This is a genomic window from Shinella sp. CPCC 101442, assembly GCF_024704725.1.
GTDB lineage: Bacteria > Pseudomonadota > Alphaproteobacteria > Rhizobiales > Rhizobiaceae > Shinella.
The window spans coordinates 1-12,833 of sequence record NZ_JALIQS010000020.1; the positions used below are offsets into that span (position 1 = coordinate 1).

A 12,833-nucleotide genomic window follows, 5' to 3' on the forward strand; every position below is an offset into this window, starting at 1 on the left:
AAATAGGCTGCGTCAATCATGACGGTCTTCGGATCTGCGCTCTCGACGGCAAGACCTTCCATCACCCGGCCAAACACGCCCATGACACCCCAACGCTTCCAACGGTTATAGAGCGTCTTGTGCGGCCCGTACTCCCGGGGTGCATCCCGCCACCGCAAGCCATTGCGATTGACAAAAATGATCCCGCTCAGAACACGGCGGTCATCAACCCGAGGCTTGCCGTGGCTCTTGGGAAAGTACGGCGCAAGCCGCGCCATTTGCTCATCTGTCAGCCAATAAAGGTCGCTCATGATCAGTCTCCTTGCGGCCCCGGAATCACATCCGACGCATCAAATCAATGGGTCCTGACCCTAAGCGCCATCTCCCGTAAACGGGTGAAAAATATACACTTGCAGTTAGAAGGCAGCGGCGCCCCCAATAAGGCTCTTTACCCGACGCGCTAGCACATCGCTAGTGAACGGCTTCGTGACCACTTCCATGCCGCGTTCAAGATGGCCGTGATTGAGCACGGCATTCTCTGCATAGCCCGTCACGAAGAGCACGTTAAGCTCCGGTCGCGTTGCCCGTACGGCGTCGGCAAGCTGGCGTCCGTTCATGCCATTGGGAAGGCCCACATCCGTCACAAGGAGGTCGATATCCGGGCGTGCGCTCAAGACCTTGAGAGCGGAGGGGCCGTCGCCGGCTTCCAGCACAAAGTACCCAAGTTCCTCAAGGATTTCGACTGCAACCATCCGAACCAAGGGTTCGTCGTCTACCACCAGAATGGTGTTTCCGCCCGGGGAGGCGGGGGCCGGGCTTGTGTCCAGGGTGGCCTCTTCGAAGTCACCCTGGACACTATGGCGCGGAAGATAGATACAAATCATCGTACCCTTTCCGAGCTCCGAATAGATACGCGCCGCACCATCGGACTGGCCAGCGAAGCCATAGACCATGGATAGACCGAGTCCGGTTCCCTGACCGATCGGCTTCGTCGTAAAGAATGGATCGAAAGCACGCGCCACAACGTCTGTTGACATGCCAGTGCCGGTGTCACTAACACAAAGTGAAACATATTGCCCGGGCGACAGACCTCGCTCCGAAGCGGCGCGCTCGTCCAACCACCGGTTACCCGTCTCGATCGTCAAACGACCGCCGCCGGGCATCGCATCGCGGGCGTTGATGCAAAGGTTGAGAAGGGCGTTTTCGAGCTGGCCCACATCGACGAAAGCGGTCCACAGGCCGCCTGCGCCTACAGTTTCAACGGACACTTCTGGCCCGACACTGCGGCTGATAAGATCCTGCATGCCAGAAACGACACGATTAATATCGGATGGCTTCGGGTCAAGCGTTTGCCGGCGGGAAAAGGCGAGCAGACGCTGCGTCAGGGCCGCCGCTCGCTTCACGGCGCCTTGAGCGCCTGCCAAATAGCGGTCGATTTCACTGATGCGGCCTTGAACGAGCCGGGTTTTCATGAGGTCGAGGCTCCCGCTGATACCAGCAAGGATATTGTTGAAATCATGCGCCAGCCCTCCGGTCAGCTGCCCGACGGCTTCCATCTTTTGCGCCTGACGCAGGGCCTCCTCTGCCTTTACAAGTGCTGCCGTTCGCTCCTCGACGCGTTGCTCCAGCGTCTCGTTTAGCGTTCTCAGCGCAGCGAGGGCGTGATCTCGTTCCGCCTGAACGGTTCGTCTTTCCTCGATATCAATTAGAACGCCCGGAAATTTCCGCGGAACTCCATCTTCGGACATTTCCACACGGCCATTGGCTTCCAGCCATGAATAGGTCCCGTCTGCACGACGGGTACGATACTGGTGCGCATAGGCACCACCGCTTTCCAGAGCTACCTTGATCGCTGTACTCAGGCCTTCCTGGTCATCGGGGTGGACAGATTGGACAACTTCGGCGAAATGCAAGCCGGATCGCGCCTTGGCGGGATCAATTCCGAAGGCTGTAGCGAACCCTTCATCAACGGTGAATCGATCGGCCTGCACATCCCAAAGCCAAGTGCCGACAATCGCTCCGGCGGCCATAGCGAGCTGTACGCGCTGCACGTTGTCGCGAGCAACACTTTCGCTTTCACGAAGCGCTGCTTCCGCCTTCTTACGCGCTGTCACGTCACGGAAAAGAACAGCCACCTGCTGCAGGCTTGCCGGTTCGACACGTGTAGCGGAAACCTCTATGTATCGGCCAATAGACCGGAATTCCTGCTCGAAGCGCACGGGTTCTCCGGTGCGCAAAACACCGCCATAGATGTCAAGCCAAACGTCCGCATTATCGGGCTCAATCTCCCTAAGTCGCTTTCCAACAACATCAGGTAATCCGGTTTGCCGAGCATAGCCTAAGTTGGCTTCTAAATGTAAATAGTCGCTCAGGGGGCCTTGCGGCCCGTCTATGAACCCGATGATACAGAAGCCGTCATCGATGGCTTCGAACAGGGTGCGATATCGGATTTCGGCTGCACCGGGCGTCGCTTCATGAGATGTCCGGAGGCGCTGGACCTCTTCCTCAAGTTGCGCACGCGACAACGTTGTAACGTCCGTGTTCAAATCCATATCTTTCTCTGCCGTTGCGCGGATTGCCATGAGCTATCTGAATCCGCCTACCCCGATGGTCGATTGTCCAACAGCGCTGTAAGCGCCGCAACAATAGCGTTTCTGCTATAGGGTTTGTGCACGATCGGAGTATCTGCAAGCGCCTCAGGAAGTTCAGCGCCTTGTCCATAGCCCGTCGCAAACACAAAGGGCGTGCCTCTCCTGCGCAGCTCTTCAGCGACCGCGAAGGAAGTTGTCGGGCCAAGATTGATATCGAGGATGGCAAGGCGCGGCGGGCTGGCTTCGATCTGTGCGAGTGCCTGTTTGATAGAACTCGTAGTGGCCACCTTCGACAATCCCTCGCCGAAAAGCATGGCCTCCAGATCAAGGGCAATAAGGATTTGATCCTCGACGATGAGCACCGAAGGATCGGCTGCACGTAGTGAGTTTGGACCTATGGAGGTATCATCCGCCATCCGTGCCGCCGCTTCGGAAAGGGACGCGGTAGGTTTCACGTGAGGGGACGGAATCTTAAAGATTGCCTCCAATCCGGAGGCCTCGAAGCGGATCGCACTTTCGCCGTTGAGATCGTAGGGCACACTGCGTTCGATCAATGCGCTGCCGAAGCCGCTTCGCGACGGAGTGTGGACGATAGGGCCGCCACGCTCCCGCCAACGGATTTCGCAGGCGCCGTCCTTCGTCATCGACCATGAAATCTCCACCGCGCCTGTAATAACGGAAAGGGCACCATATTTGGCGGCATTTGTCGCCAATTCGTGAAACACCAGCGCCATGACGGAGAAGGCACGACTGTCGAGCCAAACGGCGGGCCCGAAAAGGCTGATAGTTGATGCCTTTGCTCGGTACGGCTGAAGTTCCGCCTGCAGAAGATCTGCCAGAATGCCACCACCATCGCCGCGAACCACCTGGTCATGAGCTACAGACAGGGCCTCGATGCGGCCCTGCAAGGTGGCGACGTAGTCCTCTAGCGTGCTCTTGTGATGCTGCGGGCTTGTTACCAGCGACTTGATTACGGCCAGGATGTTTTTGACACGATGACTCAGTTCCTGGTTTAGCATGCGCTGCCGCACCTCGGACTTTCGCCGTTCTCCAGCCATAAGTTCGTTGTGTCTCAATACAATCTCGACGATGGACACGCGGGCGATATCGGCGATCTCGCGCTCGGCCTCGCTCCAGGGCTGTGCCTGAGCCTCCACCGTCTCTTTCCAGATTGCAAAACTCTTACGTGGGGTAAGCCGGTCGCCGAGCGGGCCCGTCTCGTAAGTCTTTTCTGGAGTGCCCGCCCAATCAAGCGTTTGAACCAGTTCTCTTCGAAAGAAATATAGGCAATCGGACCCCGTCTGCGAGAGGGGAATCGCGAGAACCCCAGATACACGGCCACTGATAGTGGAGACTTCGGGCATCTTCTGCGACAGTGCATGGGTCGCCCACACACGTCCTTCGCTAACGGTCCTGATAAAATCGAGAAGATGAGGCAGGATGTCGTCCGGCGGTGTTACGCCGAGGCCGGTCCATTTTCCCTCGAACATCACACCCACGCCGTCATTGGGCAGGAGCTCTGAAAACGCCTGCAGGCTCTGGCGCAGCAACTTGCCGACATCCTCGTGATGGGACGAGAGAATGAGAAAACGGTCAAGTGCCTCCCTGGTGCCGGCAACGGCTGCGACACGCTGGCGCTCCTTGAGCGATTTGAGATGAAGCGAAAAAAATTCGCCGAACACCTCCATGGCCACACGCTGCGCCATGGGCAGCGCGCGTGGCGAATAATGATGGCAAGCGATAAGACCCCAAAGGGTGCCGTCGAGGATGATCGAGATCGACATGGAGGCTGCCACCCCCATGTTACGTAAGTACTCGCAATGGATGGGGGACACACTGCGCAGATGTGCGAAGCTGAGGTCCAGCGGTTCGCCTGATGCATTCAGCACCGGATTTACCGGAACCCGCTCGCCGCTGGCGTCGGCGATAACGCGAATCGTATTTTTGAGATAGAGTGAGCGTGCCTGCTGCGGAATATCGCTCGCGGGGAAGTACTGGCCTAGGAAGCTTTCGAGGTCGGCTCGTTTTGTCTCGCTGACGACCTTGCCCGAGCCGTCCTGCTCGAAACGGTAAATCATCACGCGGTCATAGCCGGTTGCACCGGCAACAATCCGGCCCGCTCGCTGCACGAGGCGCTCAACATCGGTGATATCGCTGATTCGGCCGATCATTTCCCGCGCAATATGGAGCGGTTGGCCAACCGACGGAGCTGGTTCGAATTCTATAATGACCGCGGACTTGTAGTGATGGATGGCGATGTCAAAGGTCTGCTCACCGCACATTATGTCGAGAAGTAGCGCCGGCCGCGACGCACTCGACACGGTGGCGAGCGCGTTGCGAAGGTCATGCAGCAGCTTTTGTCCGACTACGTCGCCAACACTACGGCCAAGTAAACTGCCCTCGTAGCCGAGGATTGTGCGCGCGTTTTCGGAAACCCTCTCGATCGTCGTCAAGGCGATGTCGCAGGCTAGAAGGCATCCGTGCGACTGGATGCGACCTGGGATATGGATGGGCTCGCGGTCGCAGGTGTCAAGGTTGACGGATTCATTGGACGACAAGAAATTCACTTTCGAAGCATTGCAAGGCAAGGGCGAAGACGGAATTAGCGGACGCAGCGGCTCGGTCGATGTCGAAATCCGGGCTCTCGTCCAACAGTATGAGAAAAGACTGCCATTGCGCTATGTCCTTTGACATAACGGCGAGATGACGAGCGCCGAAGGCCTGATCAAGCCCTAGCGCCGCCGCCCGCTGTCGTAGAACCCGCGCACCGAGTGTAGAGCCTTCCAGCACGTAGAGCGCGCCGAGCAAGACGCTGTCGTCTGCAAGATCAATGTCGTAACTGGTCTGTCTCTTAGCCGGCAAATTGAGGTCGATTGCGTCGCTGTCAAGCGACCTAGCAACGGCAGTCGGGCGCCAGGACCAGCCATTCGGCCAGACCACACTTTCCAACGACTCATCCATAGCAGCGCGGAATCTGCTCAGTCCGGTTAGATACCGCCGATACTCTTCGAGGGTATTAAAGTTGCCGACGGCGGCATCCAGCTGTTCATGGGCCATTTGCGTGCGTTTCCTGAGTTCAAAGCGTCGTTCGCTACCGGCCAATCTTTCCTCCAAAAATAAAACGCCGATTTTCCCGATGCTCACTCACCTCTTGATTGTCCTTGTTCGATACCAAGGATTCAATCTGACAACAGGCAATGCGCATTCAGTGCGGCGCACAAATCGTCGGGAAAAATAGGGCGCTGCATCCATCGCGGCAAGTCTAAGCCGGGATAGTTTAAGGGAGACTGGGAGCGGCCCTCCGCGGGTGGTGCTATTCGCCAAACCAAAAAGTTCAACCCCGACATCGGCCTCAACGTAGAATCCAGCGCCGTAACGCTTGCGGAGGGTCGCACCGTTCAGTTAGATCACTAGCTGTTGTCTAAAACACTGAGTGTTCCAGGCTGAAATTGCGAATACGACCGTACAATTGAGCATTGCTGCGGGCACATACGGCTTCGTTAGTTACCATCTGATCTTGGAACGAATGTGCAATTCAAGCGTTGCCGCGGCACGAAATCCAAAATGTCGTTTGACCGGACTAAAGTTTGATCAGCGACAGGATTGGCACCGGACGGGGAGTCTCCCTTAACAAAAAGGGAGCGTCGCTCATCTTGAGCGCGGAAATCCGATATATGCTGAAAGGTTCCAGTCGCTTTAACGGATGCACCTGTTTGTGATGCTCAGGTTGAGGGTTGAAGCTGGAAGTGAAACCACTTTCTGAGAGGCTGCGTCCAGCCAACCTTGGGGGTGGCGTTCTGGCAAACGCCGGCGGTGGAGCGGCATCGAACTGATCTCGGCATATTGTTATCGATGTTGGCAGCAAACTGATCTGGAGTTTCTCATGGACAACAAGGACAGATTGATACTAGCACTTGCCGCACTGCTTCGCGCCGAACGTGAAACTCGCGGAGCACTGATGGAAGCGTTGGAAGAGGATTCCATTTCGCGCGAAACGTTACTCGCCATTCTGTCTGACCCTATCCCGATCGTCACGCAGGAGGACATCGCGTTCGCCGAGGGCTTCGCGTTGTCGAAACATCTGCGGCTCGAAAGGAAGGATTGATGGCACCGCGCTCCTTCCGGAAGGGCTATCTCAAGCCTTCGCTCGTGACATGCCCGGTAGCGATGATGCCCGCAATATCGGCCGAGGACAAGGTGCGTTTTCGCACGCTTAACGGCAAGACCGGCAATATCGTTGCTAGCCGCTATGCCGATGTCAGTCACCGGCAAAACGGGGGATGAAGGCGACGTGGTGAAGGGCTATCCACGCGGTGAAGACGACTACGAGATGCTGGAGGATGACGAGATCGAGGAGGTGGCGCTGGATAGCACGCGCACGATCGATATCCATTCTTTCGTGCCAAGTGAGACGATCGAATGGATCGGGTATGACACGCCGTATTTATTTCGTGCCCGACGACATGGTGGTGGAGGAAAGCCGTCTTCGTCATTCGCGAGGCGATGGCAGGTACCTTCCGCGTTTCGCGCGTGGTGCTTTATCGGCACGAGCGAAACGTAGTGCGGGGCCGAGTGGCAAGGGCATCGTGTTGAAAGATGGATGAACGTTTCTTCGTACGCGACGTGGTCACCGTCGCCGCCGATCTACTGGGGGCACGCCTGCTTATCGATGGAATCGGAGGGCGCATCGTGGAAACCGAGGCCTACCGCCAGGACGACGAGGCATCCCATAGTTTTCGCGGGAAGACGGCCGCGAATGCAGCGATGTTCGGTGATCCGGGCTCGGTCTATGTCTATCGCTCCTACGGCCTGCACTGGTGCCTCAACATCGTCTGTGAGCGGGGTAGCGCGGTCCTCATCCGCGCCTTGGAGCCGACGCACGGGCTTGAGACGATGGTGGAGCGACGCGCCGTAACCGAAGTGCGCAAACTGTGCGCGGGTCCGGGCAATCTGTGCAAGGCGCTCGCGGTCACCGGCGAGATGAACGGGCTTTCCGTACTCCACGCACCCTTTTCCATGGAGCCCTCATCCGAGGCGCCTGCATCGGCGAACGTTTTCCGCATCGGGATCAGCAAGGCTACCGAACGTCCATGGCGTTTCGCCGTGAAAGGTTCGCCCTGTTTGAGCAGGCCGATCTAACCCACGGCTTGGCTTAGGGCTCCACGATCTCCAGTTCAGCAGTGAAGGTCGTTCCATTGCTGCCGTCAAAGCTGTGGATACCGTTCAATTGATTGACGACGCCCCTGATCAGGCGACTTCCCATGCCCTGCTTTATAGTTTGCGGATCAAAACCGATGCCGTTGTCGTGGATGGTAAGTTGGGCCTGCCGCTTCCCGACAGCCTTGAGTGCGATGAAAATCCGGCCCTCGCGGCCTTCTGGAAACGCATATTTCAGAATGTTGGTGAGGAGTTCGCTCGTCAGCAGGGCAAGCGGGGTTGCATTGTCGGGCGAGACCGCTAGGTCGTCGATGTCGTATTCAATAGTGACCGGCGCACCATAGGCGGTGATCAGTTTCTCCGCCACCGATGTAATCAGGTCGCGCGCGTGTAGGCGGGAAAACTCGTCATGCCGGTAGATCTGCTCATGCACGGCGACCATGGAGGAAATGCGATCGGTCAACGATCTCTGGATGTCTGGAGCCAAGCGTTGCAGTTGGATGACGCTCTGGACGGCTTGCAGATTGTTCTTGACGCGGTGGTGGATCTCGCGGAGGAGCAACTGGTTATCTGTGAGAGCATTGCGGAGCAATTGGGACTGTGCGGCATCGCGTTGTCGAAGGTGGCGGATCCACTGGCCGGCGGCAAGAAGACTGACGCTTGCCAGCACCATTACCGAGATCGCCACCGTCACATCCCCCCAGAACCGCTGGATGCCGAAATCGTAGTCCGCTGAGGCGAGTGCGATCAGCCCGGTACCATCAACGGCTCGATAGGCGACGATGCGGTGGGCGCCGTCGACGGGCGAAATAGCGTCATAGGTGCCGGCCGCGGCCTTGGGAAGGTAATCGGTGAAGAGCACGTATTTGCTCATGTCGAGCGGCCCGTCCGCAAGCGGATAACGGGCGACGAGCTGGCCGTCTGAGCGGACGAAACTCACGGTGGAGTTCGGCCCGAGATCGACGGCCTCCCAGACATCGGCCAGCACCTTCACCTCGAAGGAAACGACGGCGGCACCGGCAAAACGGCCGTTCCGCTCCAGCCTGCGGCTGAAGGCAAAGATCTGCTCGCCGTTGAGGCGGCTGATCAGCAGGCCAGAAATGTGCTTCCTGGCGCCCTTTGCCAGTTCCGAGAAATATGGCCGGTCGACAATGCTGATCGGCTTGACCATCGGATCGGTCGAATAAAGCGTCAGCCCCGTATCATCGACCACATAGGCCTTGACCTGGCCTGGCAGGTCGGCGACTGCCTCGTCGATGTTGCGTACCTTTACGGATGCCGGTGGCACGATGTTATCGCCAAGCGTCTCGTCGATGCGCTGAAGGGCCTGACGTGCCAGAGAATCAAGCAGGGACACGTTGCTCGCGACTATCTTGGAGGCGGCGACCGCCCGCTCCTCGGTGCGGCGGACCGCATCCCGATAGCTCGTATTGAGCCACAGGCCTAGCATGAGCACAAGCGAGACGAACATCGCAACGATGATCATCGCAGCCGCTCTTGCCAGCGTGAAATGAATGTTCAGCCCGCGCAGCACCGCTATCCCCCAAAGTGCGTTGATCCTAACGAGAAGGGTTGGGTGTGTCGCTGCTTTTTGTCAAACTCACCGGGCCGGTCATCTATCGTACGAACGTGACGGATGCTGGCGGTCGCAGGACACCGCTCTTCTTATGATGTCCTCGAGCTGGCGTTCGCTGAACGGCTTCGACAGGCGGAGCAGATCGGCGCGCGCCTCCGGGGGCAATTCCGAATAGCCCGTGGCGATGACGATCGGAATGTCCGGCCAGCGCTCGCGGACGATGTCGGCAAGCTGGGAGCCGGTCATCTGCGGCATGGCCTGATCGGTGACGATGAGATCGATTGTCCGCTCGGCGAGAAATGCCAGAGCCTTCGTCCCGGAACTGGCCTCATAGACGGTGTGGCCCATGTCTTCCAGCATCATGACGGTGTTCATGAGCACGAGTGGATCGTCATCGACGGCGATCACGCAGAGCGGATGGACCTCTTTGGGCACTGGAGGTGTGGATGGCACCTCCTTACTTGCCAACTCGATCGCCGTTGCCCCGGCTTCGACGACCGGAAGCCATAGCTCCGCGGTGGTGCCAGCGCCCGATTTGGACTGGAGCACGAGCTTCCCCTCGGACTGCGCCATCAATCCCTGCACCATGGAAAGGCCTAGCCCCGTGCCCTTGCCGACGCCCTTGGTCGTGAAGAAGGGCGACGCTGCATTCCTGAGCGTATCGGGATCCATCCCGTGTCCCTCATCCTGCATATAAAGGCAAAGATAGGCCCCTTTCTGCAAGTCGGGGTGGCTTTTGGTCCCGTCGGCTTCCAGGCGCGCGCCGATAAGAAGGCGTCCGCCGTCAGGCATCGCGTCGCGCGCGTTGATCGTCAGATTGAGCAGCGCATTCACCATCTGGTTCGGGTCCGTTCGAACAGGTGGCAGGTTCGGCGGGAAGTGCGTTTCGATCATGACCGAGGGGCCGATTGAGCGTTGCAACATATCGGTCAAGCCGCGGACAAGGCTCCACAGATCGACGGACTCGAAATCCAGTTCCTGGCGGCGCGAAAAGGCGAGTAGCCGTTGGATGAGAGAGGCGCCACGGCGTGTCGCCTGCAGGGCGTTGTCAATCAGGGACTGGGCTTCGGGTGCGGGCAAGATGCGGCGCTTCAGGAGGTCGAGGCTCGCCTGGACGGCCATCAAGAGGTTGTTGAAGTCATGTGCGACGCCTCCGGTCAACTGGCCGAGGGCTTCCATCTTCTGCGCCTGGAAAAGTTCTTCTCTCGTCAGTTCAAGGGCGGCCTGCGCGTCGCGCTTCTCCGTTATATCGCGGGTGATCTTGGCAAATCCGATCAGAGTGCCATCGTCGTCGCGGATCGCGTCAATGATGGCATTCGCCCAGAAACGGCTGCCGTCCTTTCGCAGCCGCCAGCCTTCCGACTCGTACCTGCCTTCGTTGCGAGCGATTTCCAGCGCATGGTCCGGAATACCGGCAAGCCGGTCCTGCTCGGGAAAGAAGTGGGAGAAATTCCTACCGATGATCTCGTTCGGGCGGTAGCCCTTGATGCGCTCGGCGCCGGCGTTCCAGCTCGAAACGCGGCCGTCGGCATCCATCATGTAAATCGCGTAATCAGTGACACTCTGCACGAGAAGACGGAATTGCCGCTCCGTTCTGCGAAGATGCTCCTCCGCTTGCCGCCGCTCGGTCAGGTCGCGTGTGATCTTGGCAAAGCCGATGAGACAGCCGGAATCGCCCCTGATTGGGTCGATGATGACATGCGCCCAGAATTCCGACCCGTCCTTACGCACCCTCCAGCCCTCTCCTTCGAAGCGGCCCCTTTCGGCGGCATGCGTCAGGGCCAGGAGGGGGAGGCCATTGTCGCGGTCTGTGGTGCGATAGAAACGAGAAAAATGCGTTCCGAGGACTTCATCTGCATCGTACCCCTTAGAACGACTCGCCCCAGCATTCCAGCTGACAATATTGCCCTGTGGATCCAGCATGTAGATGGCATAGTCCGTGATCGCATTGACCAGCACCTTATACCGGTCGTCTCCAGCAAGTGCCCAACCCTCGTCTCCAACCATGTCTTTTTCCCTGCAGCGAACCGAAGGTAACGTTGAAGGTGAGAAAAGGTTCCGTTGCGCGGGAACAATTCGCTCTGGCGTTGCCGCATTTATGAGCCGCGGAACATCCCACCATGGTGCCGAGTTCGGCCGTTGAACCTCATTCCCAGGGAGATCCAAATGTTTGAGAGCGATATGCAACGCCCCATGCCGCCGCAACCCGCCCAACAACAGGCTCCGCCCGGTTTGACGGATGCGATGAAGCCGGTCCCCGACCATGGCGAGAAGAGTTATAGGGGGGCGGGACGGCTCGAGGGAAAGGCCGCGCTGATCACCGGTGGTGATTCCGGTATCGGCCGAGCCGTTGCCATTGCTTTCGCAAGGGAAGGCGCTGATGTAGCAATTTCCTATCTCAGTGAGGATCAAGATGCCAACGAGACCGCTCGCTGGGTGGAGGCGGCTGGTCGAAAGGCGGTCGTCCTGCGAGGCGACATAACAAACGAAGAGCACTGCCGAGATCTCGTTCGCCATTGTCTCGAAGACTTCGGCCGTATCGACATCCTCGTGAACAATGCCGCCTTTCAGCGGACCTACGCCGATATCGGCGACATCAGTTCCGAGGAATGGGACATCACCTTTCGGACCAACATCTATGCGCCCTTTTTTCTTTCGCGTGCGGCGATTGCGCATATGAAGCCAGGCAGCGCCATCATCAACACAACCTCGATCCAGTCCCGCCAGCCGTCGTCTCATCTTCTCGCCTATGCAGCGACGAAGGGAGCGATTTCGAATTTCACCGCGGGTCTCGCCGAGTTGGTCGCCAACAGAGGTATCCGGGTGAATGCCGTTGCGCCTGGGCCGATTTGGACTCCGCTCATCCCCTCCACCATGCCGCTAGAAAAGACGAAGGATTTTGGCAAGCAGGCCCTGCTCGGTCGCGCCGGCCAGCCGGCCGAACTCGCTGGGGCCTATGTTCTGCTTGCCTCTGATCTCGGCAGCTACATGACCGGTGCGGTGATCCCTGTCACCGGCGGCGAAATCATGATCTGAGAGGAAACCATGACGGACATTCGCAAGCATGGCTTTGAAAGCGATGCGCAATGGCGTGAGTATCAGCAGGAGATCGAGGAGGCGACGAGCTACTCCCGTAGCCGGCTATCGAACGAGCAAAGTCTCGTTGACGACCTCGCGCTATTGCGCGCCGACGTCACAGCGTTGCGAGAGCAGATTTGGGCACGGCGCTCTGGAGACAGGATGACCCGTTGGCAGCGCGTCGGAGGCGCCGTGGCGCTTCTGCTGATCGCCGCCCTCGCCGCCAGATAAGATAAAAAAGAGCCCTGATAAGGCCGGGGCTCTTTCCATTCAGGGCAGTTTGACCGGGGGCTATCTTGTCCAGACCCGCAACGTGCCGAGACTTTTGAGGAAGCTGGAGACAGCGTCGGCCCCATCGATCTCCACAGTCCCCTCATCCAGCATCTCTCCGGCACCAGCTTTCTCAAGAAGGGCAAGGGCGGGCGCGGTGTAGCCGATGAACTTGCAATGGG

Annotated in this window: 12 protein-coding genes; 6 read left to right on the top strand and 6 right to left on the bottom strand. The window is 58.5% G+C overall.

Annotation, left to right across the window (positions count from 1 at the left end; genetic code table 11):
• From MUO32_RS29070 to MUO32_RS29085, 4 genes are all read right to left on the bottom strand, one after another.
• Positions 1-290, bottom strand: a 290-nt coding sequence (locus MUO32_RS29070) for a transposase (protein ID WP_257951866.1), incomplete at its 3' end; no start/stop codon positions are given.
• A 105-nt stretch (positions 291-395) separates the two neighbouring features.
• Entirely contained in the window at positions 396-2,531 is a 2,136-nt protein-coding gene (locus tag MUO32_RS29075) for a hybrid sensor histidine kinase/response regulator (protein ID WP_257951867.1), read from the bottom strand.
• 47 nt (positions 2,532-2,578) lie between these two features.
• A complete protein-coding gene (locus MUO32_RS29080; protein ID WP_257951868.1) occupies positions 2,579-5,128 on the bottom strand; it encodes an HWE histidine kinase domain-containing protein in 2,550 nt (849 codons plus the stop codon).
• Positions 5,115-5,714 (bottom strand): biliverdin-producing heme oxygenase, encoded by a 600-nt coding sequence (locus tag MUO32_RS29085; RefSeq protein ID WP_257951869.1) that lies wholly within the window; start codon positions 5,712-5,714, stop codon positions 5,115-5,117. Before MUO32_RS29085 ends, MUO32_RS29080 begins: the two co-directional genes overlap by 14 nt.
• A 739-nt stretch (positions 5,715-6,453) precedes the next feature.
• Here MUO32_RS29085 and MUO32_RS29090 point away from each other — a divergent pair.
• Genes MUO32_RS29090 through MUO32_RS29100 form a run of 4 tightly spaced genes read left to right on the top strand, consistent with a single transcriptional unit; the run spans position 6,454 to position 7,709 of the window.
• The gene (locus MUO32_RS29090) at positions 6,454-6,675 is read left to right on the top strand and encodes a hypothetical protein (protein WP_257951870.1); all 222 of its coding nucleotides are present in this window, start codon (positions 6,454-6,456) and stop codon (positions 6,673-6,675) included.
• Positions 6,675-6,854 carry a hypothetical protein gene (locus tag MUO32_RS29460; RefSeq protein WP_374708740.1) on the top strand — a complete coding sequence of 60 codons (180 nt, stop codon included), beginning with the start codon at positions 6,675-6,677 and terminating at the stop codon, positions 6,852-6,854. Before MUO32_RS29090 ends, MUO32_RS29460 begins: the two co-directional genes overlap by 1 nt.
• Complete coding sequence (locus tag MUO32_RS29465; protein WP_374708741.1) at positions 6,826-7,131, top strand: Ku protein; 306 nt, start codon at positions 6,826-6,828, stop codon at positions 7,129-7,131. Before MUO32_RS29460 ends, MUO32_RS29465 begins: the two co-directional genes overlap by 29 nt.
• Positions 7,132-7,166: 35 nt before the next feature.
• A complete protein-coding gene (locus MUO32_RS29100) occupies positions 7,167-7,709 on the top strand; it encodes a DNA-3-methyladenine glycosylase (RefSeq protein ID WP_257951871.1) in 543 nt (180 codons plus the stop codon).
• 13 nt (positions 7,710-7,722) lie between these two features.
• On the opposite strand, the gene MUO32_RS29105 is transcribed toward MUO32_RS29100, so the two are convergent.
• Entirely contained in the window at positions 7,723-9,261 is a 1,539-nt protein-coding gene (locus MUO32_RS29105; protein ID WP_257951872.1) for a sensor histidine kinase, read from the bottom strand.
• A gap of 78 nt (positions 9,262-9,339) precedes the next feature.
• Positions 9,340-11,310, bottom strand: coding sequence for a PAS domain-containing sensor histidine kinase (locus tag MUO32_RS29110; RefSeq protein ID WP_257951873.1), 1,971 nt, complete (start codon positions 11,308-11,310; stop codon positions 9,340-9,342).
• Positions 11,311-11,496: 186 nt separating this feature from the next.
• On the opposite strand from MUO32_RS29110, the gene MUO32_RS29115 reads away from it, so the two are divergent.
• Both MUO32_RS29115 and MUO32_RS29120 read left to right on the top strand, forming a co-directional pair.
• On the top strand, positions 11,497-12,339 hold the full coding sequence (locus MUO32_RS29115) for an SDR family oxidoreductase (protein ID WP_308311347.1): 843 nt from the start codon (positions 11,497-11,499) through the stop codon (positions 12,337-12,339).
• A 9-nt stretch (positions 12,340-12,348) separates the two neighbouring features.
• Positions 12,349-12,612, top strand: coding sequence for a hypothetical protein (locus tag MUO32_RS29120; protein WP_257951874.1), 264 nt, complete (start codon positions 12,349-12,351; stop codon positions 12,610-12,612).
• Positions 12,613-12,833: the final 221 nt, after the last annotated feature.